The sequence below is a fragment of the Flavonifractor sp. DFI.6.63 genome, assembly GCF_024462255.1.
GTDB classification, from domain to species: domain Bacteria; phylum Bacillota; class Clostridia; order Oscillospirales; family Oscillospiraceae; genus Lawsonibacter_A; species Lawsonibacter_A hominis.
Genome location: NZ_JANGBE010000033.1, coordinates 17,739 through 43,341, shown reverse-complemented (window position 1 = coordinate 43,341; position 25,603 = coordinate 17,739). Strand labels below are relative to the sequence as shown.

The window sequence follows — 25,603 nt, the reverse complement described above, 5'->3', positions numbered from 1 at the left end:
TGCTCTACGAGGAATACGGCGGCGCTCTGGTCAACGGGGACAAGGTGCGCGAGGCCTACCAGCAGGGGATGGAGCCGGAGACCTGGCTGGAGTACGCTTCCGGGAAGAGCGCCTACAATTCCGACGGTGAGGGCGGCCTGACCATAGCCGAAACCGCCAAGTCCATCCGGGAAAGCGGGCTGACAAACGACCAGCAGGAACTCCTCTGGCTGGTCAGCTACCCGGAGTGGCCGGAAAAGGCAGACAAGGCCGGTGTTCCAATCTCGGATTACATCGCGTACAAGGCTGCGACCGCCGGGCTGAAGAAGTCGGCGGAGAAAAAGGCCGCCCTGATCGACGCCGGGCTTCCGCTCTCCCTGTACGACAAAATCGGCTGAAAAAAGCCCCCGCCTCCCGTAGCATCGGCTCTTGGGTGGCGGGGGATGTTTTGTGAGCAGAAATTTAAATGATAAAACTTTTGTTTTTTGAACGGTTTATGAGTTGACGTTCAATTCTTAATATATCCACATATGGACGAAGCTTTCCATTTCGGACTAGGCTTAAATATCTTGCCGCCTTCTTTCGAACGGCCTTTATTGTATTTTCATCTTTCACAATATAGTGTTGACAGGATATGGTAAATTCTTTACTTATGTACTCTTCAGTAACTGGAATCATATTGCCAACCAGCAATGCCCGCTCATCTGACATGAAATTCATGATATGATAGTAAATACAGTTTCCGTATTTAATCTCATCCTGTGCTATTTTGGCCTTATATTTGTCTACCTTGCTACTTATAGGTATAAACCAAGTAATTCCATTGTGCTCCCTTATTGAAAGATAGTACGGGCGGCCTTCGGACTTATTATGCATGTGGCGATCACTTTTGAAGTCGGAAAAGTATCTGTCCTTTATGGTGTACAACCCACAATCGACAATCTCCATATAACCACGTCACCGTCTCTTTGTATAAAGAGAATCCCTCCGCGCATAGCGGAGGGAGCCCCTTTTAATTTTTGCAAGCCGTCTATTTATATGTCGCCGAACGGCAGGCGGCAATCAAAAGCACGTCCGGTATTTATTAGTCGCCCCGCGACAGGCGGCAAAGCGGAGCAGACGGGCGCAGATACGAGGGTGTATCTTTTCGTCTGGCGGCAGATTCCTCTGTCGCACTCTTATTATAGCAGCAGAGTAACCAAAAATATACGTCAATTTTATATAAAAATGCCAGCAAATCGTTGTTGACTTTGTTCAGCAAGTCCACGATAAATAATGAATTGATTGCTACAACATATTCCAAATGATAACTTCTGTAACTCCACAAAATATGTTATATCGAAACAGACTCCTACGATAGCTGCCATCTTCCGCCCCCGCCTCTCATCTTTCGCTCCCCCAACATCCTCCCCCACCCCCGGATGCCCTGTTCTGGTATCCGGGGGATGTTTTTGGGCGCGTCGTCCGTGTGCAAATCCGTGTGCAATTTTTGCGATTTCTTCATGTTATGTTGTATCTGATTTTATTATTTCGTATTCGCTCGAAAGCCAGCAAACCATTGATAAATCAAAGAAAAATCCCGAAGCCCTGATTTCTCAAAGCTTCGGGATTTGGTACGGCTGAAGGGATTCGAACCCCCGACCTTTTGGTTCGTAGCCAAACACTCTATCCAGCTGAGCTACAGCCGCATACCGTCGTTTGGGAACCTGTCCCGTTGACAGCTTAATTATATTAGCACAGTCCGGGATAGAATGCAAGAGGGAATTTGCCAAAATACGAGTTTTTTATTTTGAATCGGGGAGCTGGGCATCCAAAGGGTCCAACGCGGAGTTGGAGGGAATGGCCGGATCGGGCAGGCGCTGGTAGAGAACGGAGTCGGTGCCCTGGAGGTTGCGTTCCTCGTAGGCCTTCAGGTCCTCCAGGGTGCGAAAGGTCAGGTTGCTGTGGTTCATGGCCACCTGATAGGAGAGCGGGAGCGATTGAAAATAGGACAGTGCCTCCGGAGTGAGGGCGGCATGGTCAAGCATGTCCCTCGCCCTCCGCGATGATGCGTTCCAGGCAGGCCATCAGGTCGGACATGGTCTCCAGTTTCACGTCCATGGAGAGGATGGCGTTTTTCAGGTCAATGGGCATGGATTCGAATTTGTCCCGAATGGCGGGATTGACATAAGACATGGAATATCACCTCGACCATATTATGGTCGGCAGAGCGGCGGGATATTCGGAGGGACATCAAAAAACGCGCCCCTGAAACAGAGGCGCGGAACATTTGGTCTGTCCCCCCCGCAGGGAGCGATTGCCGCCCTGCAGGGGGGACAGTGGCTGTGTGTTCGGAAAGAGAGAGGGAAGAGAGGAGGAGTTTCTGTTCTGTGTCTCTGGTGTCCTGACAATGATTATAATACCAGAAGGAACTGGAAATTGGTGAACCGTTTTCGAATTTACTGTGAACGATTTATGAACGGCAAAATACGCGCAGTTACGCCTCCCGGATGCGGTAGAGCGCATTCAGTACCCGCCAGTTTTGGGGAAAGTCCCGCATCAGGTTCCAGTAGCCGACGCCACGCAGGCCGTATTCTGGAATGAGGGCCAGTTTGGCACGGATGCTGCGGGCGTCCTCGAACCAGACCTCATGGACCACGCCGTCCCCGTCGGTGTAGCGGAACCAGGGCGCCTGGGCGGTCTCGTCGTACTGGATGGCCGCGCCATACCGGCGCGCCCGGGCCAGAGCCGCCTGGGGGGAGATGGACTGGGCGCGGGTCTCCCCCTGTACAAAGGGGAGAGGCCAATCGTAGCCGTAGGTGGGGACGCCCAGCCAGATCTGTTCCGGCGGCATCTCGGTCAGGGCATATTCCACCACCTGACGCACATTCGGCAGCGGCGCGACCGCCATGGGCGGGCCATAAGTATAAAACCATCTAAGGCATCGGTGATCGAACGGCTGGGCGCTCTTCCAGCCGCTCGATGCGGGGAAAGAGGAGCAGACGCATGTCGCTGGAGACCCAGCGGCCGCCCCGGGTTTTGGAATAGACCACCTTGTCGACGATCTCCTTCAGCAAGGCGTTCTTTGCGCCCGGGTCGGCGAGGGTGGGGTACGCCTCAAGTACATGCGCGACGCGGGGGACGCTCGGAAAGCGGCTGCCGGTCAGGCGGCGGGACGCGGCCTGGTGTGCCCGGGCCTCCAGAAGCGCCCGGTCGAGCGCGGCCATACGGGCGGAGAGAACTTGGGAGCGCTGCAGGAACCGCTGGGGCGTGTAAACGCCCTGCTCGACCAGATCACAGAGACGGTCCATCTGGGTTTGCAGGCCGTCAAGGGATCGCTGGAGGAAGACGACCGTTTTTTCCGCTCCCGGATCGGCGCGGTCGGACGGAAGCGGTTCAAGCTGGAGCTGATAGCCGGACAGCCAGCTCGCCAGGGCGTCCAGTATGGCCCGCTCCACCGTCTCCAGGACAGAACCTTTGGTGTCACAGTCCCGATTGGGACAGACCATGCAGTCCTGGCCGCGCGCATAGCGGCGGCGCTCCAACGTGCGGCCGCATGTTCCGCAGACGACCAGACCGGCCAGGGGGTTTTGGAGCGGGACGGCCCTGGGGACCGGGGGATGGGAGCGGCTGTTCAGAATGTCCTGGGCGCGGTTGTAGAGCGGCTCTTCCAGAATGGGGGCATGCCTGCCGTCGGAAAGCGGCACGTCATGGTTCACGGGACGGGAGGAGATCACCGCGCCGTCCACCATGCGCTTGACGGTGGGGCGATAGCTCCAGCGGACCTTGCCGATATAGGTGGGGTTGGCCAGGATCGCCTGGACCGTACACGCAGGCCACTTTCCGCCGCTGGGGGAGGGAACGCCGCAGGCGTCCAGCCGTTTGGCGATGGTAAAGGAACCGAGCGGACGCAGGGACCCGTCGGGCTGTTCCTCTCCGTTGACGTACCAGTCGAAGATCTGCCGGACCACCTCAGCCTGCTCGGGGATGATGCGCAGGGAATAGCCCTTCTCCCCGGGAAGCTTGTAGCGCTCATAGCCGTAAGCGGCCTTGCCCGCGATGTACTTCCCCTCCGCCAGGGAGGCGCGGCGGCCCCGTTGGAGCCTTCGGTTGATGGTCTTGTACTCCCGGCGGCTCATAAATAGGCCAAATTCGAAGTATTCCTCGTCAAACTCGTCCGCCGGATCATAGTCCTTGGCAGGGGTGATGATCCTGGTGCCGCTGTACTTAAAGGTATCGGCCACCATGCCCTGATCGGTGGTGTTGCCGCGGGCCAGGCGCTCCACCTCCATGACCAGGACGCCGCACCAGAGGCCCGCCTCCACGTCGTTCAGGAGCCGCTGCATCTCCGGCCGGGCGGCAATGGATTCGCCGCTGCATACTTCCTCATAGCAGCCCGTGACCGGAAGGTTTCGGGTATGGGCCAGCTTCAGAAGGGCGGCCCGATGACGGGCCAGCGTGTCGCCCTCTCCATGGGCTTCCGCCTCCAGATCCAGACGGGATTTGCGCAGGTATAAGCAGTATTCTCCCACAGAAGTCACCTCACAGTCTGCGATAAACCGCTCCGGGCAGGCGGGCCGGTCCTGAAAGGGCGAGCCCCCCCTTTGTTTATATGCATTCCATCCCGGCTGATGATTCTCCGCCCGCTTGCATCCGCTGCGGATTCATAGGACGAGCAGGCAAACGCATAGGGTGCCGGGGGGTGGCGCAATGAGCAGAACGGTCATAAGCAGAAACGGCGCGTTTCTTTACCGGTTTCCGTTTGAGCCGCCATGGGAGGATCTGCGGGCGGAAGGAACGGCATCCGGCGGCGTAACGTTTTGCCTGTTCGATTCCTGTGTGGAGCGGGAGCCGGAGAAACGGAATGAGATCGACCGGCGGGTGGCGGATATCCTCGCCCGGTCGGAGCAAAAAGGGCGTCCGACGGGGCTGGAAGAGAAAGAAGCCGGAACGGCGAACGGATGACGTGAGCCGAAAAGAGGGGAGGAAAGGGCAGAAAAACAGTACCGCCCATTGGGCGGGTGTCCGTAAAACGGTTTAGCACCACATTTTCTGCTTTACGGCATCTTGGTTAAAACGAGAATAAGCATCGCTAGGTTTTGCAACCAAGTGATGCTTATTTTGTACCATACAAAAGCATACTGAGACAGCCTTTCACGTTTCCAACAACGTGACCATTTGATACGGTTCATGTAGAATTGTTTATGAATTTGTGCTATACTACTAATTAAGAGGCGGTGAGCTCACGCAATGAGACTTATTCGAGGTAACTACTCGGTGCAGTTATAAATCTGGCAGCAGATTGTATCGAGCCTATTCTTATGATGTTGCCAGTTGACTGCACCTATTTTTGATTTATAATTACCAAATGCAGATAGGAGTAGTTATTGTGAACGAAATCGAATTGATGAGCTTTTGGCAAAAAGAAGAAAGTGTTGCCCATATCCACGGATGGGATTTTTCTCACATTGATGGCAGATATACCGAGGAAACCGATTTGCCTTGGGATTATCAGAGTATCATCCTGCATTACCTCAAGCCGGAAATGAAACTGTTGGATGTGGATACTGGTGGGGGGGAATTTCTGTTATCGCTTCACCATCCTCATACAAACACAAGTGCGACAGAGGCATACCCTCCGAATATTCAGCTATGCAGGGAAACCTTGCTTCCCCTCGGGATTGATTTTCGTGCAGGCGACGGAAAGGACATTCTCCCCTTTGATGATGCGGAATTTGATATAGTCATCAATCGTCACGGTGATTTTAATGCACAGGAAATATATCGAGTTCTAAAAGCTGGAGGCATCTTTATTACTGAACAAGTGGGAGCCGAAAATGATCGTGAACTGGTAGAACTTTTGTTAGGAAAGGTTGAGCTTCCGTTTCCAGAGCAGTATCTTGAAAAAGTACGCAAGCAGTTTCGTAATGCGGGATTTGATATCCTTGATGAACGGGAATGCTTCAGACCCATTAAGTTTTTTGATGTAGGCGCACTTGTTTGGTTTGCCCGAATTATAGAGTGGGAATTCCCTAATTTCTCGGTAGACACTTGCAAGGATAGATTGTTGAATGCACAGCGGGTTTTAGAGCGAAAGGGATGTATCGAAGGATTAATTCATCGCTTTTTACTGGTAGCTGAAAAGGTAAAATAAATCGATTATTAGGGCGCACTTCTATACAATGGATCTTTGACACAACAGCCCTGACCGAAGAAGTCAGGGCTGTTTAGCGTGGCCAAAAGACTTTTTTACACGTTGAACGGCCTGATCGCAATTAGATCATGCCATTCGCTGTTTTATGAAGCCCCGGCTTTGGGCGGCACTGTTTTTCATCCGTCCCCGCGGGTCAAATTTTCGGCATAGTCTTTGAGACTGGCGAAAGAGTTGACCCCGTTCGGGCGGGTGCGGATCTGCTCCCGAACGTAATCCGGCAGCGTGTCAAAATACTGCTTTGCCACCGGTTCGCGCTGGAGAAGCATATAAATATCACTGTAGGTCGGCTCCATGTTCCATCACCTCGCGGATAGTGTGCCCGCAACCGGCCCGATCTATCAGGCGGTTCTGCAGCGAACATGGGCCGTGTTTGCTCCGCGTGGGCAAGCAGGCTGCAGGACGAGCGGCCCCAGCGGCGCAGGCCGCTGGGGCCGCCAACTCAGATTCCCTTAGCAGCCGACGCCAAAATACCGGCAGAGAGTCTCCCAGATGGAGCCGCAATTAAAGTTATTGCCATTAAAGCAGAACATGGGTGAAACCTCCTTATAAGTATTGGTCTCGCGAAGACATTTTGATTGTAACCGTTTTGTAACTATTTTTCAAATGTAATATTTCCCGGTACCCAACCGGGGCTGACGGGAGCCGAACACAAACGGGAAATTTATGAAATCGGGGCCTGCGAAAGGCGCCAAAAAGCCGCCCCCTTTTGGGGGGGCGGCGCGGAAGGACCGGGGTCACCAGGGCCGGAAGCCGGGGCCGAAGGGCGGGCGCGCAAAGGGGGGACACCGGCGGCATCCGGCGGGCGGACGCACGATCGGAGGAAAGAAAACCGGCGGAAAGACAGCCGGAGGAAAAACAGCGGGCGGAACTGTGTCCCGCGGGATCACAGCGATATTGGATGCCGATATTTGCGGCGGTATGCTGTTCGTCATTACGCCGTTGTACCGGATGCGGATCAGGTCACCGGGGCGGAACCGGCGTGCATCCGGTGTATTTACAAGGATCGTTTGCCGTGTATCAAGATCCAGTACGAGCAGGCGTTCCCACTGTACCTCGATCACGACGGCTTGCATGAGCATGCATGACACCTCCTATCGTCATATTACAGGATATGCCGACTGGAGACAGACGGAGACAGACGGCGCTTGGACGCCGGGGAAAGGCCGCGGTGTGCAGCGGAAAGGACCATGGCGCCGGTATGTAGAAAAACGCCTCCAAGGAAGGGAGGGCGTCCGCTCCAGCTTGCCGAAAAAGCCTCACAGAGTTCGCGCCCGTGCCCAAGCCTGCAGAGCAGGCGCGGAAATGCCCTTGGGGTACAGGCGCGAATCCAGTCCAATCCGTTTGCTCCGGCGACATGTGCGTCGGAGCAAACGCTTCTCGGCCTGTAAGTGTGCCAGATGTCCGCCGTAAGCGGACGGCGAGTGCCCGCAGCAGGCCGCAGCTCCTTCGGAAAGGTGGCAAAGCCACTTTTTGACACGCAAAGGCGGGCGCCGGAGGGCGCCCGCCTTTGTTCAACCGCAGGGACAGTGAAGATCGATGCAGGTTGCGGTGATCTGCGGCGGTATACTCATGGTCATGGCCCCGCTGTAACGGATACAGACACAATCGCCGCACGAGAAACAGCAGGCTCGATCGGTGTGTACCAGAACCTCTTGATGCGTACAGCAATCGCAGACCAGAAGCCGGCAGCATTCCACACACAGCACCCGTGCGATCATTGTAACTGAGAAATTTTGTTCCAAGGCTATTCTCACCTCCGAAGAACTGCAGTACGAGCTGCAATACATTCTATGCAGCGGCCGGGGGCAGGTGCATTTCAGCGGAGGCATCTCTCCGGCCTGGAAGCAGGGGCGGGAAGGCCGCAGGCTCCCCGGCGTCACCGTGGACCTGTGTGGTGATAAGTATAGCCCCATTCATAGGTCATAAGCAGCACTTCGTTGACGGCTTCGGCAATGGCGCGGTAGTTGTGGGCCTCGTACAGCAGCCCCGGCTGGTCGGCGGAGGTCTTGGGGGCCAGTGCGGCGATGACCGGATAGCCCAGGGGATTGAGCAGTGCGGTCAGGCGGCCGAGAAAAGCGGCATAGGCCGATGCGTCCTCGGGAAAGACATACTCAAAGTCCACATCCAGACCCCGGTAGCCCTTTTCCTCCAGCGTGCGCCGGAGGTTGGAGATCAGCGCATCCTGCACCGTTCGGTCAGTGAGGGCGATGTGGGCCAGTTCATTGGAGAAGCCGCCCTCTCCGGTCAGCGTGGACAGGTGCATCAGCGGGGCCGCGCCCCCCGCCTTGGCCATGGCGATCAGTACGCCGTCATCCAGATCCACCAGCGTCCCGTCCGGGGTAAAGCCATAGGTAAAGGGGGTCAGAAAGGTCAGATAGGGGACCGTGGACTGGAGCAGGTCCTTGTCGATGAAGGGATAGGCGTACCCATTCACCGAGAGGACGCCCTCGGTCGCGCCCTCATAGGAGATGACCAGCGTCTGGCCGGGGTAAAGGACCGGGCCGCCGCCCAAGATCGGGTTGTTGCGATAGAGCTGCCGCAGGCTCATGCCGTATTGCCGGGCGATGGAAGAGAGGCTTTCACCGGGCTGCACGGTGTGCACCTGCTGGGGAAACTGCACCACCAGCGCCTGCCCCACCACCAGCCGGGGATCGTTCTGCAGGCCGTTGTCCACCGCCAGCTGGGACAGGGGCACGCCGTATTCCCGGGCGACGGAGGAGAGACTCTCGCCCGGGCGGACTACGTGGATGACCATGACCCTGCCCTCAGATCAGCGTGACAAAATCACTGCTGGCCCAGCCCATCACCTCTCCAAAGCGCACCAGATACCAGCCCTGCCACTGGTTGAGCACCGTCAGACGGGCTCCGTCGTAGGCCCGCGCCACCACGGGAGCGGAGCGGTCCGGCCGGTCCCGGATATTCAGATAGCCCCAGGATACGTCCACCACCGCGCTGCGGGGGGACTGGGGGGTCAGGAAGGGCAGGCCGAAATACTCGGTCAGGGAGAGCGCGATACTGCGGGCCACCGAATCCAGGTTGTTTTTGATCCAGGCCGCGTCGTCCACGTTATCATGGTAACCCAGCTCCAGAAAGACCGAAGGGGCCCGCACCCGGCGCACTTCACCGATGGCAATGGTGGGCTCGGCCCGGACGTTGTTGGGCAGAGGATAGATTTGTTTTAGACCGTCGGCCACCAGGTTAGCGGCCCGCTGCCCCTCGGCGGAGCCGGGATAGTAGTAGACCAGGATGCCGCGCACCTGTCCGTAGCGCCCTTCCGGAGCGGCATTGGAGTGGAGGGCCAGGTGCAGGTCGAAATTGCCCGCATTGGAGGCCCGGATCGACGATGCGGCGGTCATATCCGGCGTGTTGCGCACGTACTGGATGCCGGAGGCCGTCAGATAGGGTACCATGGCGTCGGCCAGACGGTTCATCCACTCCTCCTCAGTACCGCCGCTGACATATAGGTTGTTCTCCTGGGTGGAAGGAGAAAGGTAGATCACAGGCATGGGGATACCTCCTTTTTGCCCCATCCTATGCGCGGGCGCAGTTTAAGGGAACCTTTGGAAGCGGGACGCGTCTAAAAAGTACCGCGCAAACAAAACGAATGGAGGTGCTCCAATGAAACGAAACCGTCTTTTGCTCCCGCTCGCCCTGCTCCTGCTCCTGACCTGTGCCTGCAGCGGCGGCAACTCCTCCTCCGCCTCCTCCGCCGGGGAGGAGGCGGCGCCGGAGGCCATGGCCCCCATGGAAGCGACCGTGGCAGACCAGAGACTGAATTTTTCGGAAAGCGAAAGCGCTGCGGGGGAAAGCCGGGTCTATTCCGACGAGAACGCCAAGCTGATCCGCCGGGCGTCGGCACGGCTCCAGACCGACGACTTCTCCGCCGCGGAAGCCGCGCTGAACGCCCTGGTGGTGGAACAGGGAGGCTATTATGAAAGCGCCGCGGTGGAGGGCGGCGGCTATTATGACCGCAATGCCGCGCGGTACGGCAGCTACGTGATACGGGTGCCCAGGCAGGCCTACGATACGTTTCTGAGCGGCGTGGACGGCGTGGGGTATGTGGTCAGCCTGAACCAGAGCTCAGAGGAGATCGGAGAGGTCTATTTTGACACCGAGGCCCGCCTGCGCACCCAGCAGACCAAGCAGACGCGGCTGCTCGCGCTGCTGGAGCAGGCCGCCACCATGGAGGATATCATCGACCTGGAGAACGCCCTCAGCGAGGTGGAGTATCAGATCGAGAAGTACAGCACCGAGCTGCGCCGGTACGACAGCCTGGTGGATTACGCCACCATCGGCGTGGAGCTGTACGAGGTGCGCCGCCTCAGCGACGGCGCCGGGACCGCCGACCGCCTGGGGACGCGGATCTCAACCGCCCTTTCGGAGGGAGCGCAGGGGGCGGGGGAAGCGCTGGGCAATGTCATCGTCTGGTGCGCCTATCACCTGATCGCCCTGCTGGTGCTGGCGGCCGCGGCGGCCGTGGTCCTGGCCGTATGCCTGCGCCGCAGAAAAAAGCGCGCCGCACCGCCCGCAGCGTCTGCCCCCGCTGAACCGCCGGCCCAGGAGTGAGCGGGCGCGTTTTCCCTACGGGCGGAGGGTAAAGATGCGCCCGATCGTCGGCTACATACCAGCGGGGGTGGGTGTGCCCCCGGCAGAGGATGGAATGCCCCCCGGCCTCCAACAGGGCCCGCTGGTGGCCGGCCCAGGCGGCGATGGAGACGAAAATGCCCGCGGCGGCGGGGTCGGGAAGACCCGCGCCGCTCCTGGGGGCAAAATGGTCCCGGATATCCCCCACGGTGAGCGCCTGCCCGAAGGGGACCCGACGCACGTCCGGTCATAGTCCCTGGGCGGGGCCAGGCACATCCGCGTCTTGCCGTATGGTTCGATGGCCTTTGGATCGGTCACGATCTGCACCCGGGGCATACCGTTGTCCCGCAGCAGCATCGCGTTGAAATCCTTTTTTCCTCATTTGCCATGTCCCGAGCCTCCTGGACCCAGGAGCGCCTGTTTTTTACCGTCATGCAATGAAATGGCTTCAAAAAATGAAACGCACCGGCGCCCCGGGCCAATAGCCCGGGGCGCCGGTGTGTCCCAAAAGCCCCGCAGCGCTTCGCCGCCGCAGCGGCGGGCGGCGCGCCTGCGTTATTCCGTGGTATAATTGTCGAAATAGCCCTGGATATGGACGATGGGGGTCCCCTTGTCGCCCGAGCCGGAGGTCAGGTCGCACAGGGAGCCGATCAGGTCGGTGAGCCGCCGGGGGGTAGTGCCCTGAGCGGCCATCTTGCCCACCAGACTGCCGTCCTTCTTCTGGATCTCGCCCTTGATGGCATCCCGCAGGGCCTCGCCGGAGAGGGCGGCAAAATCATTATCCGCCAGATACTTCAGCTTGAGCTCGTTGGGCGTACCCTCCAGCCCGGCGGTGTAAGCGGGGGAGACCACCGGGTCGGCCAGCTCCCAGATTTTGCCTACCGGGTCCTTGAAGGCCCCGTCGCCGTAGACCATGACTTCCACGTGCCGGCCGGTCTCAGAGAGCAGCCGGGCCTGAATGGCCTCCACCAGGCCCTGGCAGTCCCGGGGGAAGAGCTTCACTTTATCCTCCGTGGATTTGTTGGAGCCCAGCAGGCCGTATCGCTCATTGCAGCCGCTGCCGTTCACCGGGGCGGTCATGATCTCGTCCAGCCCCAGCACCCGTTCCGCTCCGGCGGCTTTCAGACGCCGCTTGGTGCGCTGGCGGGTATGGATATCGCAGCAGAGCACATCCCTGGCATAGGGCAGGATGGCTTTGGGGTCATTGGCGAAGAGGATCTCCGCCTCCGCGCCGCTTTCCCGGATGAGCTGGGCGTAATAGTCCACATAGTCCACACCGGTGAATGGATGGGTGGTGTATCCGAACAGCTCGCGGTAGCGCTCCAGGGTAAGCACGTCCCGATAGGGGTCTACGCCCTTTTCGTCCATCCGGTCCACGTCGATCAGATGGTTGCCCACCTCGTCCGAGGGATAGGAGAGCATCAGGACGATTTTTTTGGCGCCTTTGGCAATGCCCCGCAGGCAGATGGCAAAGCGGTTCCGGCTGAGGATGGGGAACAGTACGCCTACCGTGCCGCCGCCCAGTTTGGCGCGCACGTCGGCGGCGATGTCGTCCACGGTGGCGTAATTTCCCTGGGCCCGGGCTACGATGGCCTCGGTCATGGCGATTACGTCCCGGTCACGGACGGAAAAGCCGTCCTGGCGGGCGGCCTCAAGAACAGACTGGGTGACGATCTCCACCAGGTCGTCCCCGCTGCGGATGATGGGAGCGCGAATCCCCCTTGATACGGTACCGACCATCCGGCTCATGCAACAACACTCCTAATTCAATTCAAATCATGGCGGCAGCTTTGCCGCGCTGAATGGATTATACTATATTTGCGGAAAGATGTAAAATCAAAATTGAACGGTTACACTCCCGACGGATGCGCCTGGCCGATCCAGCGGCGGACGCAGTCCACAAAGCGGGCGGTAAGGACGGAGGGGGCGCGCCCCCTCCGCACGGCCAGAACCAGATCCCGGAAGTGGGGCTGTTCCAAAGGGATGGCCGCAAAACGGTGGCCGGAATTTTGCAGGATCAGCTCGGGCTGGATGCTCACGCCCAGCCCCTGCTCCACCATGGCCTGGATCGCAAAATCGTCGTTGACGGTGTAATGGAGGTTGGGGCGCACACCGGCCTGCTGAAAGATGCGGCCAAACTCCACGTCCCGGTCCTCCGGCACACGGATGAAAGGATCCTCCGCAAAACGGGCCATCGGGTAGAATGGGGCTTGGGACAGCGGGTGATCCGGGGGCAGGATGGCCATGAGCTGATCCCGGAACAGGGGAAAGGTCTCCAGGTCCGGCCCGACCGGAAGGCCCAGAAAGCCGCAGTCCGCCTGGCCCCGGCGAATCAGATCCTCCACCTGGGCGAACTCCCAGCAGCAGAGCAGCTCGAACCGGATACCGGGATACAGGCCCATAAATTCCTTCATGATGGCGGGCAGCAGCTGAATGGAGGCGCTGGCAAAGGTGCCCACCCGCAGAGTGCCCCGGGTCAGCCCATGAAGGGCGGCCACTTGGGTCTCCAATTCCCGCCCGGCGTTGCAGAGGGCCTGCAGATAGGGAAGCAGGGCTTCCCCCTGGGAGGTGAGCACCGTCCCACTCCGGTTTCGGGTGAGCAGCGCCACGTCCCACTCCCGCTCCAGATCCGCTACGGCGCGGCTTACCGCCGACTGGGTGTAGCCCAGGGCCTCCGCCGCGCGGGTGATGCTCCCCAGCTCCACCGCTTTCAATAGGATCTGACACTTGGTGGTGTTCATTTGTATCATTCCAATCGCTCATGATAAACATAAAAAAGATTCGTTTGACTCATGTATGGAAGTATTGTATACTGCAATCAGAAGGAAGTCAAACACGAAATACAGAAAGGAGCGCGCCGTATGACGATGACAAGGGATCGGAAGAACGAGTGGAAGGGAGGGTACCGCCTGATGCAGCTGGGCGGGTACAACACGCTCCGGGAGCGTTATTGGAAGGGCAGCCCCTGGCGGGCCTTCCGGGACCTCCAGCGCAACGCGTAACGCCGCTTCTGCGGATTGGGGAGTTAAGGGGGCAGCGCCTCAGCCGAACGACTGGGGCGCTGCCCCCGTCGTTTTTGGCCAAAAATGAAACATGTTTGACCGAAACGATCGTGGCGTATGGAACGAACAGGTAAGGGTGCCAGCATTTCTCCGGCGAACCGGCGCGCTGCTCCGTCCGTCGGAGACAGACGGAACGGAGTGACCCTGATGAAGGAACCGGATGGCTGCCATGCCGGCCCTGCAGCTTGGCTGTGCGGCGGCGGGACGCTGCTGGGGGCGTATTCCGAGCTTTGGGACTCCCCGGGGATGCAGCGGAACGATTGGTCCGGCAGCCCTTGGCGTGCCGTCATGGACTGTTTCCGGCCGTCCGATAGGACTGCCGCGCAGCAGAAGCTTCCGGCAATGGGGCCGGGAGCTGTTTTTATTGGAGGAGGGCGGCGCAGGACGGCGGTCCATGCGTCAAAAAAGAAGCCGCAAAGCAACGCTTTGCGGCTTCCGTTTGCGCGGGGTCATTTGCGGCGGGTGATCTCGTGACGCTTGGGGCCGGTGGAGACCAGCTTGATGGGACAGCCAATGCGCGCTTCGATGAAGTCCACATAGTCCCGGGCCGCCTGAGGCAGCTTGGCATAATCGGTCTGGCCGCGGATATCGCATTTCCAGCCGGGCAGCGTGGTGTAAACGGGCTTGGCCCGCTCCAGCAGAGCGGGGACCGGGAAGACGTCGGTCGTTTTGCCGTCGATCTCGTAGCCGGTGCATACCTTGATCTCGTCCAGATAGCCCAGACAGTCGATGGCGGTAAGCACTACTTCCGTGGCGCCCTGGACCATGCAGCCGTACCGGGTGGCCACCGCGTCGAACCAGCCCACACGGCGGGGGCGCCCGGTGGTGGCGCCGTACTCGCCGGCGTCGCCGCCCCGGCGGCGCAGCTGCTCCGCTTCTTCGCCGAACAGCTCGGAGACAAAGGCCCCCGCGCCTACGGCGGAAGAATAGGCCTTGGAGACGCAGACCACGTCCGTGATGGCGGTGGGGGGCACCGCACCGCCCACCGTACCGAAGCCGGCCAGGGTGTGGGACGAGGTGGTGAAGGGACAGATGCCCAGGTCCGGGTCTTTCATGGAGCCCAATTGCCCTTCCAGCAGGACCTGCTTTCCGGCGGAGAGCGCCTCGTGGACGAAGGTGACCGCGTCGCCCACATAGGGCGTCAGAGCGTCCCGGTAGCCCATCAGGGTGTCGAACAGGGCCTCGGGGTCCAGGAGCGGCTTGTGGTAGAGGTGTTCCATGAGCACATTTTTCAGCGTACAGGCGTGCCTGAGCTGACCCATGAGCCGTGTCTCATCCCAAAGATCAGCCACCTGGATGCCGATCTTGGCGTATTTATCCGAATAAAAGGGGGCGATGCCCGACTTGGTGGAGCCAAAGGCGGCCCCGGCCAGACGCTCTTCCTCGTAGGTGTCCAGCAGCACATGATAGGGCATGAGCACCTGCGTACGCTGGTCCACGATGACCTTGGGGGCGGGTACGCCGCCGTCGGCAAGACTCTTGAGCTCGGCGATGAATTTGGGTACGTCCAGCGCTACGCCGTTGCCGATGATGTTCGTGGTGTGAGGGTAGAAGACGCCGGAGGGAAGCTGATGCAGTGCGAACTTTCCGTAATCGCAGATGATCGTGTGACCGGCATTGGCCCCGCCCTGGAAACGGATGACCACGTCGGACGCTTCGGCCAGCAGATCCGTGATCTTGCCCTTGCCCTCGTCGCCCCAGTTTGCGCCAACGATTGCTTTGACCATGATGTTCCTCCTGCCGCGGGGATTCGCGCATTGGCCTTTTCCCGCGTGCGAACATGCCGCAGCCCCGGCCGGGCCCACAGCGGCACTTATTATATCGCGGATTTTTTGCAAAGACAAGGCATAAAATGTAAAAAAATCTGCGCCGATCGCCGGAAGAAGGGAAGAAATTTTCCTGGAAACAGGGCCGCACAGACTTCGCGCCCGCAGCGGGCCGCAGCCCTGCCGGTAAAAGGGCGTTGCTGCTTTAGCGGCACGCTGCTTCTTCCGGCAGGGAAAGGGGAAAGACGGGGATCCCCTCGGCGTAAGGGGCGATGCGGTAGAGCGGGAAAAAGACCGCCGGACCCGCTTGGGTACAGTAAAAGTGTTCCGGGTCAAAGGCTGCGGGCAGCCGCTGCCGCCAGTCCTCAAAGAACCAGGCCTCGCCGTTGGCCAGCCGCGCCTCGATCTGTGCGCGCACCTGTTCCAGCACGGCCCGCCGCCAGCGGAAGCGGGGCGGGAAAAAGGAGGCCAGCGAGCGGGGCAGGCCCCGGGGCAGCTCCCAGGTGTCTCCCTGCCGCACCGTGACCCCGTGCGCTCCGCCGGAAAACTCATAGGCGTCCAGATAGAGGCTGAGCAGCGTCTCCGACTGAACGGTGAGGCGGTATGTGAGCGCCGCCTCCCAGGGGCGGAAGGGGCGGGACTGCTCCCGGGCAAGGCGCGCCGCCGCCTGGGCCCGGAGAAAAAGCGGCCCTGTCCACCGCGCCTTCCACTGTTCGGCCGCCTGCCGGTAGTACCGGGCGATCCGGCGCTGCCCGGCCGTCTCCTCCAACAGCCGGGGAAATTGCAGGGAAACCGTCAAAACCGGCTCGCCCTCCCAGTTCAGCGTTTGCTTCCAAAGTCCGTCTTCTATCTTCATGCCCGCGCCTCCCATCGGCTCATTTCTCTCTACAGCGTATGGCGCATTTCACGCAAGGGTGAAAAAGAGAAGGGTCGAAAGGGCGGCCCAGCCGCTTTTTTCGAGCGGGCGGCGGCCCGCCGGGGCAAAGCAAATGTCGTACGACTTTGGCAATCCTATGAAAAAGTGGTTTACTTCCATACTTCACTTTGGTAAAATAGGAGTTGTTGAACAAGGCGCTTTTCCTGAGAAACGATTGGGAGGCAAACGTGCAAATGACAAAAAACGAAAAGCGGGAGCACAGCGACGTGCTCTATCAGGCCATTTTGACGCTCCGGGATCTGGACGAGTGCAAGAAATTTTTCTCCGACCTGTGCACGGTGGCGGAGCTGCGTGCTATGGAGCAGCGCTTCGAGGTGGCGATGCTCCTGTCCGACGGCATGATCTACAACGATATCCTGGAGCGCACCGGCGCGTCCAGCGCCACCATCAGCCGGGTGAACCGGTCCCTCCAGTATGGGGCGGACGGCTATCAGGCGGTGCTGCCCAGGATCAAGGAGCAGATGGATCAGCATGGCGTATGAGAACCTGGCCGGGTGCTACGATCAGTTCACCCGGGATGTGGACTACGTCCGCTGGGCAGACTATCTGGAGCGCCACTTTGCCCGCAGCGCCCTGCCCATCCATACGGTGCTGGACCTGGCCTGCGGTACCGGCAGCCTGACCTTGGAGCTGGCCCGGCGGGGGTATGAGATGATCGGGGTGGACCAGTCGGAGGAAATGCTGGCTCAGGCCGCCGAAAAGTGCCGGCAGGCATCTGAGATCCCGCCCCTTTTTCTCCACCAGTCCATGGACAAGCTGGATCTGTACGGGACCATCGACGCCTGCGTCTGCTGCCTGGACAGCGTCAATTACGTTACAAGCCCCCAAAAGCTGGAGCGGGCCTTTCAGCGGGTGCATACCTTCCTGATGCCCGGCGGGCTGTTCGTGTTCGACGTCAACACGCCGGACAAGCTGCGCGCCCTGGACGGGCAGGTATTCCTGGACGAGAGCGCGGACGCCTACTGCGTCTGGCGGGCGGACTATTCCGCGCGCCGCCGCGTATGCACCTACGGGATGGACCTGTTTACCCTGGAGCCGGACGGCCGCTGGAGCCGGGCGGAAGAGCTCCACGAGGAATACGCCTACGAGCCGGACGAGCTGGAGGCGCTGCTGGTCCGGGCGGGCTTTTCCCGCATCAAACAATACGGCGAGCGGAAGCTGCGCGCCCCCAAAGCGGGGGAGGGACGCATCTTTTTTGCCGCGCGAAAGGAATCCTGACGAACATGGCAGACAGTATCATCCGCGTTCTGGCAAAGGACGCGCCCGTCAAGGCCTCGGCCATCACCGCAAGAGACATGGTGGAGCGTGCCCGGCAGATCCACAGGACCCTGCCCGTGGCCACCGCCGCGCTGGGCCGCGCCCTCATGGCCTGTTCCATGATGGGAAATCAGCTCAAAGAGGAGAAGGGCTCCGTCACCCTACAGATCAAGGGCGCGGGCCCCCTGGGACGGATCACCGTGGTATCCGACAGCTCCGGAAACGCCCGGGGGTATGTGCAGAATCCCCAGGTGGATCTGCCCCTCAAGGGGCCGGCCAAACTGGATGTGGGCTCCGCCGTGGGGCTTCCCGGCGCTTTGACCGTCATCAAGGACCTGCAGATGAAAGAGCCCTATGTGGGCACGGTCCCTCTGGTCTCCGGGGAGATCGCCGAGGATGTGACCTCCTACTTCGCGGAAAGCGAACAGATCCCAACGGCCTGCGCGCTGGGCGTGCTGGTGGAGGTCGACCAGAGCGTGCTGTGCGCCGGGGGATATCTGATCCAGCTGCTGCCCGGCGCGGACGATGGAGTGATCAGCGCCATTGAGCAGGGCATCCAGACGGTGGGGCCCGTCACAGAGGCCCTGCGCTCCGGCGCCGACGCGCGGGCGCTGCTGGAGCAGGTGCTGGGGGCGTTCGAGCTGGAGGTGCTCGCGCAGGAGCCGGTGGAGTACCGCTGCTATTGCAGCCGGGACCGGGTGACCCGGGCCCTGATCAGTATGGGCCGGGAGGAGCTGGAGGCGCTGATCCGGGAGCAGGGGAAGGCGGAGCTGACGTGTCAGTTCTGCGATCAGGCGTACCACTATTCCCGGGAAGCGCTGGAGGCGCTGCTGGCGTCTCTGTAAGAGACGCCAGCAAAAAATGTGGGAAAAGTGATTTTAGTGGTTGACAAGAGTGGGAGGTTTTAGTATAATAACCTTCGCTGCTTGAGTTTGAGCACGGACAAGGGAGCATAGCTCAGCTGGGAGAGCGCATGCCTTACAAGCATGATGTCACAGGTTCGAGCCCTGTTGTTCCCACCAGCCGCATTGCGGTTCCCCAAACCCCCTACCGTCTGGCGCGGTAGTTCAGTTGGTTAGAACGCCGGCCTGTCACGCCGGAGGTCGAGGGTTCAAGTCCCTTCCGCGTCGCCATTCGCCTCTGTAGCTCAGTTGGTAGAGCAGGGGACTGAAAATCCCCGTGTCGCTGGTTCGATTCCGGCCGGAGGCACCATTCTCCGGCGGATGCCTGTGGGCGTCCGCCGGGGAAGACAGTTTCATAGGTATCAAATGCGTGCCTTGGGCATAAGATGTGCTGTTGACACGCAGGTGTAGCTCATCTGGTAGAGCGCCACCTTGCCAAGGTGGAGGTAGCGAGTTCGAGCCTCGTCACCTGCTCCAGACAAATGATAACAGGAGCAAAGAATTGCTCCTGTTATCCATAGGGCGACATAGCCAAGTGGTAAGGCAGAGCTCTGCAAAAGCTCCACCCCCAGTTCGAATCTGGGTGTCGCCTCCAAAAAGAAACACCAGCCAACGGCTGGTGTTTCTTTTTGGATACCTGGGGATAGTTCAATGCTCGGGCGAAGTGAATTCGCTTTGCGCCAAGGGTTTGCGCCAGCGGCGCAGAAGCGCCGCCCCGCCGCGCGGGTCCCGATCCGGTCTCAGTTTGCCGAAAAAGGCCTCTGGCCTTTTTCGACCGAGGGATGCATGACGGACAGGGCTCGATTCTTGCAGAAAAGTCGCCCTGTCCGTCATGAAAGGTGTCATTTCCGACGCACGTGTCGCCGGAAATGACGGAACTTCCTTTCCTTCCGTCGTCTGCGGACGACTCAACTCTGCCAGGCTCTTCTCCAGGAGGGTTTTCGGCAGCCTGAAACGAAAAGACACACCGAATGGTGTGTCTTTTCGTTTGGAGGCGGCGCAGAAGGAAAGCCTGCCCGGGCCGTAAGCTTGCTGCTTGACAAACCAAAAAGATGTGGTATCATCTGATTTGGTTGATGCTACATCTTTTTGACGTGAGGCGGCAATGGATATTACCAAAAGAAAAATTACAAAAATTGCGCGGGAAGTCGGCAAATTTACAGTCCGTACCCTTCGGGAAGACGGGATCGGTACCGCGGAATTCGATGTGCTCCATGCGATCCGTAAGAATCCCGGCATTACACAGGCGGGCGTGTGCAGGATCGTCGGGATCGACAAAGGGGCCGTCGCAAGACAGACGGCCAATCTGGAGGCGAAGGGGTATCTGATCCGGAAAGAGAATCCCAACGACGGACGGAGCCAGCTGCTGTTTGCCACAGAAAAAGCGGAAGGATTGAAACATTCCAAAGCGCATGTGGAGGCGCTGTTTTACGAGTGGCTGCTGCAGCCGCTGCCGGAGGCGGAAAAACAGGAATTTGCACGGCTTCTGGACAGACTGTACCGGCGGTGTAAAGCAGAGAGCAGGGCGGATTTTCCGGAAATGAATCAAAGAATGAAAGGGTGCCGGCCGGATGAAGCATAGCAAGCGGAAAAGACTCTCCCAGGCGATGCTGTTTATTCTTCTGTTCGGCATTGTCAGCCTGTTTTCGGATATGACCCACGAGGGGGCATCCAGCATCCGCGGCGCATATCTCTCCCTGCTCGGCGCTTCTGCGGGTACGATCGGATTTGTTTCCGGGCTTGGAGAACTGATAGGCTACTCCATGCGCTATGTATTCGGGAAACTGACGGATCGAACAAAGCAGTACTGGCCCATGACGATTGCGGGCTATCTCCTGGATGTGCTGGCGGTGCCTGCGCTTGCGCTGGTGGGAGAGCACGGATGGATCGGGGCCTGCGCGCTGCTGATCGTTCAGCGGATGGGCAAGGCCATCAAAAAGCCCGCAAAGGATACGATACTGTCCTTTGCCGCCGCACAGGAGGGCGTGGGCAAGAGCTTCGGCATTCAGGAGGTGCTCGACCAGATCGGCGCGTTTCTCGGGCCCGTGCTGCTGTATCTTGTCATGCTCTTCAAGACGGATGGAACTGTGTTTCAGATCTACTCCGCCTGCTTTGCGGTACTGGCGGTCCCCAGTGTGATCACGATCGTCCTGCTGCTGGTAACCAGATACCGATTCCCGAACCCGGAATGCTTTGAGCCGGAAAGCAAAGAGTATGTCCCGTTCAAAATGAAGAAGGAGTTCATCCTCTATATTGCCGGGATCAGTCTCTTTGCCTTTGGATTTATCGACTATTCCATTGTGATCATGCACATCTCCCGCACCTATACGGGACTGGCTGCCGGCCTTGTGCAGACCTCCGCGCTGGTAAGCGGCGGGACGCTGCCGCTGCTCTATGCCGGAGCGATGCTGGTAGACGCCGTGGCCGCCCTGTTCTTTGGATTCCTCTACGATAAAAAGGGCGTCAGGGCCCTTGTCTGGTCGACGATCCTTTCGGCGCCCTTTGCGATTTTCCTGTTTGCCGTCCCGTCGGTCCCCATGGTGCTTGTGGGGATCGCGCTCTGGGGCATAGGGATGGGGGCGCAGGAATCCATCCTAAAGGCCGCTGTAACGAATATGGTTCCCAAAGCCAGCCGCGCCACCGGCTACGGTATTTTCGAGTGCTCCTTCGGCGTGTTCTGGTTCCTGGGAAGCTGGCTTTTGGGTGTGCTGTATGATATCAGCATCCCGGCCATGATAGCGGTCTCTGTTGCCGCGCAGCTTGCCGCGATACCGTTGTATATCCGTTCGGCAAAGTGGAGCAGGGCGGCGGAAAGCGGAACTTGAAAGCAGACGCGCCGGAAGATACCAAACAGGAAGGCGGCCCAGGCCGCCTTCCTGTTTTCCGTGCTGCAGATGGGGGCGGGGACGCTTTCTGACGGCGGGGGCCTCATCCCGCCGCCAGATCGACGTAGAGGTCGTCCAGCGATGGTGCCTGGCTGACATACACCGTGATGGTGATGGGGAAAAAGGTGATGAGCACCGTCACCAGGACTTTGCTCCAGATCCCATAGCCGAACCATAATACAAACAGGGGCGCGATGGCGGTGGTGGGGATGGTTTGGGAAACCACGACCAGGGGATAGAGCACCCGCCGTACCAGACCGCTGGCATCCATGGCCACCGCCAGGGCCAGACCGAGCGCCAGGGAGAACGCCAGGCCGAGTGCGGTTACCGTCATGGTGGCGGGCAGGTGGACGGTAAAGAGGAGCACGCGCAGCTCCCACAGCTTTTGGATGATCTGGAGGGGCGACGGCAGGGTATAGGCCGCGTCCATCCCCGCAGCTGCGGCCTGCCACAGGAGCAGCAGTGCAAAGAGAAAGAGAAGGGCGGGCAGGTCGGCCTTACAGGGACCTTTCATACCTTCACCTGCTTTCGCAAAAGCGCCACGAGCCGCTCTTTCAGGTCCGCCAGCTCTGGAGCCTTCAGGCAGGAGCGCTCCCGGGGGAAGGGCGCGGGGACCGGAAGCTCCGCCAGCGTTTGGATGGGGGTGCGCTCCACCACCAGCACGCTGGAGGAGAGAAATAAAGCTTCCTCCACGTCGTGGGTGATGAATAGGATGGTCTTCCCATACCGTTGCCACTGATCCAGCAGCCACTCCTGCATGGAGATGCGGGTAAGGAAATCCGGGGCGGAAAAGGGCTCGTCCAGCAAAAGCAGGCGCTGCCGGTGAGCATGGCACGGGCGAAGGCCGCCCGCTGCCGCATGCCGCCGGAGAGCTCGTGGGGCATTTTGCCGGCACAGCCGGACAGGCCGACGCCGCACAGGGCTTCCTCTGCCTGAGCGCGCCGCTGGGCCCGGGACAGGCCGCCCGCCAGCTCCAGGGGAAGGGCTGCGTTTTCCCCCACGGTGCGCCAGGGCAGCAGCAGATCCTTTTGAGGCATGTAGCCGCAGTACCGCTTCCGGCCGCCGATGGGCGCGCCGTCCACCCGAATGGCGCCGGACTTGGGCTGGAGCAGGCCGTTGGTCAGGCGGAAGATGGTGCTTTTGCCGCAGCCGCTGACCCCGAGGATGCAATGAAAGGAGCCCGGCGCGATCCGAAAGGAGAGGCGGTCGATGATGTCGAAGTCCTCGGAAGGGTACTGATAGGAGACGGAATCAAGTTCCAGCATGGCTACGGCTCCCGTTTCCAGGCCATGTCCCAGAAGCCGAGCTCATACCGGCTGCACGAGACAAAGATCTCCTCCAGACGCTGATAGTCCGCCTCACTGCAGTCCTGGGCCAGCGTATCCATCAACGCCACCAGAGCGGCGTTGGTTTTCTGGTAATCCGCTCCGGCATAGCCCTGGACCCACTCGCCATAAAAGGGGTGCTCCGCCGCTCCCGGCAGATCGGCCAGCCGCTGGCCGATCTCGGCATAGCTCCAGGAACAGGCCAGAAGGGAGGCCACGATCTCCGCCGGGCCTCCGGCGGCGGCCACGGCCAGCATGTAGTGGGTGTAGGACAGGTTGGCCAGGGCGGGCTGCACGGCGAAGACCTGTGCCTCCGGGATGCCGAGGCGGGCCATGTAGGCCCGGTGCAGCCGCATTTCGCCGCCCAGGATGGCGTCCAAATTGACGGAGAAGATGCGCATCAGCTCCGGGTCCCGGGCCTTGATCACTCCGTAGGCAAAGACCCGTGCGTAATCGAAAAGGTACCGGTAGTCCTGCAGCAGAAACCACCGAAACTGCTCCAGCGGCAGGGTGCCGTCGCCGATGCCCCGGACAAAGGGATGGGCATGGCAGGCCTCCCACACGGGGCGGGCGGCCTGGTACAGACGCTGTGTTACCGTCATACGGCGCTCCTCCAATCCAAAAGAGTCTCGTCGGCCAGGGCGGAGAGCGCAGGCCAGTCTGAGGCGTAAGCGGGCTCTGAAACAGCCACGGTGTAAAAGCCCGCGTCCCGGGCGGTTCGGGCGGCGTAGAGGGCGTCTTCAAAGACGGCGGTCTCCGCCGGCTGCGCGCCCAGCCGGCGGGCCGCCGACAGGTACACGTCCGGATGCTCCTTGCTCACGCCCAGCGTTTCGCAGCTCAGAATAAAGTCAAACAGTCCGTCCACCCCCAGCCGGGAGAGGCAGGCGCGGGACAGCGGCTCGGCGGTGGCCGTGGCCACGCACAGGCGGCACCCGCGGCCCCTCAGCCGCTCCAGATATTCTTTTGCTCCGGGCTTCAGGTCCACATCCTTCCGGTAGCGGACGTCCATGATGGCCTCCATCTCGTCCACGATGCGCTGGGGCGGGCCGGGAATGCCGAAGGCGTCCATAAAGCAGGCGGCCCCCTCCAGCATGGTCATGGACTCCATCGCCCGCAGCAGCGCCTCCTCCGGGCGGATGCCGCGGGCCCCCAGATAGTCAAGGCCCAGGTTTTTCCAATAGCGCATGGAGTCCACCAGGGTGCCGTCCATGTCAAAAATACAAAAGCGCTTATCCATGGCGTCCCACCAGTTCCTCGGCCAGCGTCCGCAGACGGGCGGCCGCAGCCCCCGCGTCGCGCTGGGCGAAGAGTGCGGACACCACCGCCACGCCGTCCACGCCGCTGCCCTTCAGGGCCGGGAGATTGTCGGCGTTGATCCCGCCGATGGCTACCACCGGGATGGTCACGGCGTCGCAGATGGCGCGCAGCCGGGCAAGCGTCAGGCTCCCGGCGTCCGCTTTGGTGGTAGTGGAGAACACCGCTCCCGCGCCGATGTAATCCGCCCCGGCCTGCTCGGCGGCTACGGCGGCGTCTACGGTGTTGGCGGAAATGCCCAGGATCTTGTCCGGGCCGATGAGGGAGCGCACCGGTTTGCCCGCCAGATCGGACTGCCCCATGTGAACTCCGTCGGCGCCGCATTCCAGCGCCACTTCAATGGAGTCGTTGACCACGAAGGGGACGTGGTACCGGGCGGCCTGAGCCTGCAGGCGCTTGGCTTCCGCCAGAAAAGCATCCCGCTCCAGGGCCTTCTCCCGGATCTGGAGGAAGGTGGCGCCGTTGGCAAGCACACGCTCCACATCCTCGGTAAGGGGGCGTCCGTTCAGCCAGGTGCGGTCGGTGACCGCGTACAGCAGCAGGGAGGCGCGGATCTCATCCTTGGTAAACTTCATAGCGGACTCCTTCTCTCAATTGGGTTTCGGTGAGGCGGAACACCCCGTCGATCAAATGCGTGCGGAAGCTGGCGTTGCCGGCGCCGCTGCGCAGGCGGTGCGCCTCGGCCAGCTCCCCCGCCACCCCGAGGGCGGCCGCGGCTGCGGCTGCGGCCGCAAAGGGATGTTCCGGCGATGCTCCGCAGAAAGCGCCGGTCAGGGCGGCGAGCATGCACCCGCTGCCGGTGATGCGGGCCATGGTGGGTACGCCGTTATGGAGCAGCAGGGTCCTGTGCCCGTCGGAGACGATGTCGGTAGCGCCGGAGAGGGCGATCACCGCCCCGGTGCGCCGGGCCAGGCGTTCGGTCAGCTCTGCCGCTTGGGGCAGCGTTTGTTGGGTAACGGCGTCCCCGGCGGATACGTCCACCCCGCTGCCGCCCCGCTGCCCCAGGGCCAGGGAGCGGATCTCGGAAGCATTGCCGCGGATGACGGCAAAGCCAAGCACCGCCAGCAGGCGGCGGCAGGCCTGCCGCCGCAGCGTGGTGGCTCCGGCGGCCACCGGGTCCAGTACCACGGGGATTCCAAGGGCGTTGGCCGTTTTCCCGGCCAGGAGCATGGCCTCCAGCTCCCCGACGGCTCCCAGGTTGAGCACCAGAGCCTGGGCCCCCGCGACCGATTCTTCCACCTCGCGGAGGTCGTGGGCCATGGTGGGAGATCCGCCGGCGGCCAGGATCATGTTGGCGCAGTCGTTGACGGTGACAAAGTTGGTAATGCACTGTACCAGGGGCGCGGCGCTCCGCACCGCCCGGAGCCGGGCGGCAAATTCGGCTGGCTGCATAGGTCCC

At 60.6% G+C, this 25,603-nt stretch carries 29 protein-coding genes and 6 tRNA genes; 16 read left to right on the top strand and 19 right to left on the bottom strand.

Annotated features, from left to right (window positions below):
- Window positions 1-377: hypothetical protein (locus tag NE547_RS14710; protein WP_256176276.1), on the top strand; the 377-nt coding region annotated here is incomplete at its 5' end.
- A 64-nt stretch (window positions 378-441) separates the two neighbouring features.
- On the opposite strand, the gene cptIN is transcribed toward NE547_RS14710, so the two are convergent.
- The 6 genes from cptIN to NE547_RS14680 all read right to left on the bottom strand — a co-directional run bounded on the left by cptIN (window position 442) and on the right by NE547_RS14680 (window position 4,490).
- A complete protein-coding gene (cptIN, locus tag NE547_RS14705; RefSeq protein ID WP_256176275.1) occupies window positions 442-927 on the bottom strand; it encodes a type III toxin-antitoxin system CptIN family toxin in 486 nt (161 codons plus the stop codon).
- A gap of 663 nt (window positions 928-1,590) precedes the next feature.
- Window positions 1,591-1,667: transfer RNA gene (locus tag NE547_RS14700), tRNA-Arg, on the bottom strand.
- Between the two features lie 96 nt (window positions 1,668-1,763).
- Window positions 1,764-2,006: a hypothetical protein gene (locus tag NE547_RS14695; protein ID WP_186908929.1), complete on the bottom strand. Its 243-nt coding sequence runs from the start codon at window positions 2,004-2,006 to the stop codon at window positions 1,764-1,766.
- Complete coding sequence (locus tag NE547_RS14690) at window positions 1,999-2,154, bottom strand: hypothetical protein (RefSeq protein WP_186908930.1); 156 nt, start codon at window positions 2,152-2,154, stop codon at window positions 1,999-2,001. Before NE547_RS14690 ends, NE547_RS14695 begins: the two co-directional genes overlap by 8 nt.
- A gap of 301 nt (window positions 2,155-2,455) precedes the next feature.
- On the bottom strand, window positions 2,456-2,869 hold the full coding sequence (locus NE547_RS14685; RefSeq protein WP_186908931.1) for a glycosyl hydrolase family 18 protein: 414 nt from the start codon (window positions 2,867-2,869) through the stop codon (window positions 2,456-2,458).
- A 25-nt stretch (window positions 2,870-2,894) separates the two neighbouring features.
- The gene (locus NE547_RS14680) at window positions 2,895-4,490 is read right to left on the bottom strand and encodes a recombinase family protein (RefSeq protein ID WP_256176274.1); all 1,596 of its coding nucleotides are present in this window, start codon (window positions 4,488-4,490) and stop codon (window positions 2,895-2,897) included.
- A 178-nt stretch (window positions 4,491-4,668) separates the two neighbouring features.
- On the opposite strand from NE547_RS14680, the gene NE547_RS14675 reads away from it, so the two are divergent.
- A complete protein-coding gene (locus tag NE547_RS14675; RefSeq protein WP_256176273.1) occupies window positions 4,669-4,923 on the top strand; it encodes a hypothetical protein in 255 nt (84 codons plus the stop codon).
- A 424-nt stretch (window positions 4,924-5,347) separates the two neighbouring features.
- The gene (locus NE547_RS14670; protein WP_256176272.1) at window positions 5,348-6,112 is read left to right on the top strand and encodes a methyltransferase domain-containing protein; all 765 of its coding nucleotides are present in this window, start codon (window positions 5,348-5,350) and stop codon (window positions 6,110-6,112) included.
- Window positions 6,113-6,288: 176 nt separating this feature from the next.
- Here the strand turns inward: NE547_RS14670 and NE547_RS14665 are convergent, their stop codons facing one another.
- The 3 genes from NE547_RS14665 to NE547_RS14655 form a co-directional block, all read right to left on the bottom strand.
- On the bottom strand, window positions 6,289-6,465 hold the full coding sequence (locus NE547_RS14665) for a hypothetical protein (protein WP_186908934.1): 177 nt from the start codon (window positions 6,463-6,465) through the stop codon (window positions 6,289-6,291).
- Window positions 6,466-8,048: 1,583 nt separating this feature from the next.
- Window positions 8,049-8,927 carry a LysM peptidoglycan-binding domain-containing protein gene (locus NE547_RS14660; protein WP_256176271.1) on the bottom strand — a complete coding sequence of 293 codons (879 nt, stop codon included), beginning with the start codon at window positions 8,925-8,927 and terminating at the stop codon, window positions 8,049-8,051.
- A gap of 10 nt (window positions 8,928-8,937) precedes the next feature.
- Window positions 8,938-9,678, bottom strand: coding sequence for an N-acetylmuramoyl-L-alanine amidase (locus NE547_RS14655; RefSeq protein ID WP_186908937.1), 741 nt, complete (start codon window positions 9,676-9,678; stop codon window positions 8,938-8,940).
- A gap of 112 nt (window positions 9,679-9,790) precedes the next feature.
- Between NE547_RS14655 and NE547_RS14650 the strand changes: the two genes are divergently transcribed.
- Entirely contained in the window at window positions 9,791-10,738 is a 948-nt protein-coding gene (locus NE547_RS14650; protein ID WP_256176270.1) for a DUF4349 domain-containing protein, read from the top strand.
- A 34-nt stretch (window positions 10,739-10,772) separates the two neighbouring features.
- The gene (locus NE547_RS18670) at window positions 10,773-11,009 is read left to right on the top strand and encodes a hypothetical protein (RefSeq protein WP_370866855.1); all 237 of its coding nucleotides are present in this window, start codon (window positions 10,773-10,775) and stop codon (window positions 11,007-11,009) included.
- Window positions 11,010-11,311: 302 nt separating this feature from the next.
- Here NE547_RS18670 and NE547_RS14640 read toward each other — a convergent pair whose 3' ends face one another.
- Both NE547_RS14640 and NE547_RS14635 read right to left on the bottom strand, forming a co-directional pair.
- A complete protein-coding gene (locus NE547_RS14640; protein WP_186908939.1) occupies window positions 11,312-12,505 on the bottom strand; it encodes a coenzyme F420-0:L-glutamate ligase in 1,194 nt (397 codons plus the stop codon).
- Between the two features lie 101 nt (window positions 12,506-12,606).
- Window positions 12,607-13,497, bottom strand: a complete 891-nt coding sequence (locus NE547_RS14635) for a LysR family transcriptional regulator (protein WP_256176269.1) — start codon at window positions 13,495-13,497, stop codon at window positions 12,607-12,609.
- A gap of 120 nt (window positions 13,498-13,617) precedes the next feature.
- Between NE547_RS14635 and NE547_RS14630 the strand changes: the two genes are divergently transcribed.
- Complete coding sequence (locus NE547_RS14630) at window positions 13,618-13,758, top strand: hypothetical protein (RefSeq protein WP_256176268.1); 141 nt, start codon at window positions 13,618-13,620, stop codon at window positions 13,756-13,758.
- Between the two features lie 509 nt (window positions 13,759-14,267).
- Here NE547_RS14630 and NE547_RS14625 read toward each other — a convergent pair.
- Window positions 14,268-15,545 (bottom strand): adenylosuccinate synthase, encoded by a 1,278-nt coding sequence (locus NE547_RS14625; protein ID WP_256176267.1) that lies wholly within the window; start codon window positions 15,543-15,545, stop codon window positions 14,268-14,270.
- Window positions 15,546-15,789: 244 nt separating this feature from the next.
- A complete protein-coding gene (locus NE547_RS14620) occupies window positions 15,790-16,440 on the bottom strand; it encodes a DUF3298 and DUF4163 domain-containing protein (RefSeq protein WP_256176266.1) in 651 nt (216 codons plus the stop codon).
- A gap of 254 nt (window positions 16,441-16,694) precedes the next feature.
- Here NE547_RS14620 and NE547_RS14615 point away from each other — a divergent pair, with 254 nt between their 5' ends.
- The 10 genes from NE547_RS14615 to NE547_RS14570 all read left to right on the top strand — a co-directional run bounded on the left by NE547_RS14615 (window position 16,695) and on the right by NE547_RS14570 (window position 21,505).
- On the top strand, window positions 16,695-17,003 hold the full coding sequence (locus NE547_RS14615) for a YerC/YecD family TrpR-related protein (RefSeq protein WP_186908944.1): 309 nt from the start codon (window positions 16,695-16,697) through the stop codon (window positions 17,001-17,003).
- The gene (locus NE547_RS14610) at window positions 16,993-17,739 is read left to right on the top strand and encodes a class I SAM-dependent methyltransferase (protein WP_256176265.1); all 747 of its coding nucleotides are present in this window, start codon (window positions 16,993-16,995) and stop codon (window positions 17,737-17,739) included. The genes NE547_RS14615 and NE547_RS14610 overlap by 11 nt, the downstream gene beginning before the upstream one ends.
- Window positions 17,740-17,744: 5 nt before the next feature.
- Window positions 17,745-18,623, top strand: coding sequence for an Hsp33 family molecular chaperone HslO (hslO, locus tag NE547_RS14605; RefSeq protein WP_186908946.1), 879 nt, complete (start codon window positions 17,745-17,747; stop codon window positions 18,621-18,623).
- Between the two features lie 101 nt (window positions 18,624-18,724).
- Window positions 18,725-18,800, top strand: a tRNA-Val gene (locus NE547_RS14600).
- 34 nt (window positions 18,801-18,834) lie between these two features.
- Window positions 18,835-18,911: transfer RNA gene (locus NE547_RS14595), tRNA-Asp, on the top strand.
- Window positions 18,912-18,914: 3 nt separating this feature from the next.
- Window positions 18,915-18,990, top strand: a tRNA-Phe gene (locus NE547_RS14590).
- A 91-nt stretch (window positions 18,991-19,081) separates the two neighbouring features.
- Window positions 19,082-19,157: transfer RNA gene (locus NE547_RS14585), tRNA-Gly, on the top strand.
- Between the two features lie 44 nt (window positions 19,158-19,201).
- Window positions 19,202-19,275 (top strand) — tRNA-Cys (locus NE547_RS14580).
- A gap of 510 nt (window positions 19,276-19,785) precedes the next feature.
- Entirely contained in the window at window positions 19,786-20,262 is a 477-nt protein-coding gene (locus NE547_RS14575; protein ID WP_256176264.1) for a MarR family winged helix-turn-helix transcriptional regulator, read from the top strand.
- Complete coding sequence (locus NE547_RS14570) at window positions 20,252-21,505, top strand: MFS transporter (protein WP_256176263.1); 1,254 nt, start codon at window positions 20,252-20,254, stop codon at window positions 21,503-21,505. Before NE547_RS14575 ends, NE547_RS14570 begins: the two co-directional genes overlap by 11 nt.
- A 103-nt stretch (window positions 21,506-21,608) precedes the next feature.
- Here NE547_RS14570 and NE547_RS14565 read toward each other — a convergent pair whose 3' ends face one another.
- From NE547_RS14565 to thiM, 6 genes are all read right to left on the bottom strand, one after another.
- The gene (locus NE547_RS14565; RefSeq protein ID WP_186908818.1) at window positions 21,609-22,079 is read right to left on the bottom strand and encodes an ABC transporter permease; all 471 of its coding nucleotides are present in this window, start codon (window positions 22,077-22,079) and stop codon (window positions 21,609-21,611) included.
- Between the two features lie 64 nt (window positions 22,080-22,143).
- On the bottom strand, window positions 22,144-22,830 hold the full coding sequence (locus NE547_RS14560) for an ABC transporter ATP-binding protein (RefSeq protein ID WP_370866854.1): 687 nt from the start codon (window positions 22,828-22,830) through the stop codon (window positions 22,144-22,146).
- Window positions 22,831-22,832: 2 nt separating this feature from the next.
- On the bottom strand, window positions 22,833-23,492 hold the full coding sequence (gene tenA / locus NE547_RS14555) for a thiaminase II (RefSeq protein WP_186908817.1): 660 nt from the start codon (window positions 23,490-23,492) through the stop codon (window positions 22,833-22,835).
- Window positions 23,489-24,127, bottom strand: a complete 639-nt coding sequence (locus tag NE547_RS14550; protein WP_256176262.1) for an HAD-IA family hydrolase — start codon at window positions 24,125-24,127, stop codon at window positions 23,489-23,491. Before NE547_RS14550 ends, tenA begins: the two co-directional genes overlap by 4 nt.
- On the bottom strand, window positions 24,120-24,779 hold the full coding sequence (gene thiE, locus NE547_RS14545; protein WP_256176261.1) for a thiamine phosphate synthase: 660 nt from the start codon (window positions 24,777-24,779) through the stop codon (window positions 24,120-24,122). The genes NE547_RS14550 and thiE overlap by 8 nt, the downstream gene beginning before the upstream one ends.
- Window positions 24,760-25,596: a hydroxyethylthiazole kinase gene (thiM, locus tag NE547_RS14540; protein ID WP_256176260.1), complete on the bottom strand. Its 837-nt coding sequence runs from the start codon at window positions 25,594-25,596 to the stop codon at window positions 24,760-24,762. Before thiM ends, thiE begins: the two co-directional genes overlap by 20 nt.
- Window positions 25,597-25,603: the final 7 nt, after the last annotated feature.

Coding starts and splice junctions, on each gene's coding strand:
- NE547_RS14640 (WP_186908939.1), bottom strand. CDS start 12,505: ATGAGCCGGATGGTCGGTACCGTATCAAGGGGGATTCGCGCTCCCATC.
- NE547_RS14675 (WP_256176273.1), top strand. CDS start 4,669: ATGAGCAGAACGGTCATAAGCAGAAACGGCGCGTTTCTTTACCGGTTT.
- NE547_RS14560 (WP_370866854.1), bottom strand. CDS start 22,830: ATGCTGGAACTTGATTCCGTCTCCTATCAGTACCCTTCCGAGGACTTC.
- NE547_RS14620 (WP_256176266.1), bottom strand. CDS start 16,440: ATGAAGATAGAAGACGGACTTTGGAAGCAAACGCTGAACTGGGAGGGC.
- NE547_RS14665 (WP_186908934.1), bottom strand. CDS start 6,465: ATGGAGCCGACCTACAGTGATATTTATATGCTTCTCCAGCGCGAACCG.
- NE547_RS14570 (WP_256176263.1), top strand. CDS start 20,252: ATGAAGCATAGCAAGCGGAAAAGACTCTCCCAGGCGATGCTGTTTATT.
- NE547_RS14615 (WP_186908944.1), top strand. CDS start 16,695: ATGACAAAAAACGAAAAGCGGGAGCACAGCGACGTGCTCTATCAGGCC.
- NE547_RS14695 (WP_186908929.1), bottom strand. CDS start 2,006: ATGCTTGACCATGCCGCCCTCACTCCGGAGGCACTGTCCTATTTTCAA.
- NE547_RS14610 (WP_256176265.1), top strand. CDS start 16,993: ATGGCGTATGAGAACCTGGCCGGGTGCTACGATCAGTTCACCCGGGAT.
- cptIN (WP_256176275.1), bottom strand. CDS start 927: ATGGAGATTGTCGATTGTGGGTTGTACACCATAAAGGACAGATACTTT.
- hslO (WP_186908946.1), top strand. CDS start 17,745: ATGGCAGACAGTATCATCCGCGTTCTGGCAAAGGACGCGCCCGTCAAG.
- thiE (WP_256176261.1), bottom strand. CDS start 24,779: ATGAAGTTTACCAAGGATGAGATCCGCGCCTCCCTGCTGCTGTACGCG.
- NE547_RS14625 (WP_256176267.1), bottom strand. CDS start 15,545: ATGGTCAAAGCAATCGTTGGCGCAAACTGGGGCGACGAGGGCAAGGGC.
- tenA (WP_186908817.1), bottom strand. CDS start 23,492: ATGACGGTAACACAGCGTCTGTACCAGGCCGCCCGCCCCGTGTGGGAG.
- NE547_RS14635 (WP_256176269.1), bottom strand. CDS start 13,497: ATGAACACCACCAAGTGTCAGATCCTATTGAAAGCGGTGGAGCTGGGG.
- NE547_RS14630 (WP_256176268.1), top strand. CDS start 13,618: ATGACGATGACAAGGGATCGGAAGAACGAGTGGAAGGGAGGGTACCGC.
- NE547_RS14660 (WP_256176271.1), bottom strand. CDS start 8,927: ATGGTCATCCACGTAGTCCGCCCGGGCGAGAGTCTCTCCTCCGTCGCC.
- NE547_RS14690 (WP_186908930.1), bottom strand. CDS start 2,154: ATGTCTTATGTCAATCCCGCCATTCGGGACAAATTCGAATCCATGCCC.
- thiM (WP_256176260.1), bottom strand. CDS start 25,596: ATGCAGCCAGCCGAATTTGCCGCCCGGCTCCGGGCGGTGCGGAGCGCC.
- NE547_RS14565 (WP_186908818.1), bottom strand. CDS start 22,079: ATGAAAGGTCCCTGTAAGGCCGACCTGCCCGCCCTTCTCTTTCTCTTT.
- NE547_RS14650 (WP_256176270.1), top strand. CDS start 9,791: ATGAAACGAAACCGTCTTTTGCTCCCGCTCGCCCTGCTCCTGCTCCTG.
- NE547_RS14655 (WP_186908937.1), bottom strand. CDS start 9,678: ATGCCTGTGATCTACCTTTCTCCTTCCACCCAGGAGAACAACCTATAT.
- NE547_RS14550 (WP_256176262.1), bottom strand. CDS start 24,127: ATGGATAAGCGCTTTTGTATTTTTGACATGGACGGCACCCTGGTGGAC.
- NE547_RS14575 (WP_256176264.1), top strand. CDS start 19,786: ATGGATATTACCAAAAGAAAAATTACAAAAATTGCGCGGGAAGTCGGC.
- NE547_RS18670 (WP_370866855.1), top strand. CDS start 10,773: ATGCGCCCGATCGTCGGCTACATACCAGCGGGGGTGGGTGTGCCCCCG.
- NE547_RS14685 (WP_186908931.1), bottom strand. CDS start 2,869: ATGGCGGTCGCGCCGCTGCCGAATGTGCGTCAGGTGGTGGAATATGCC.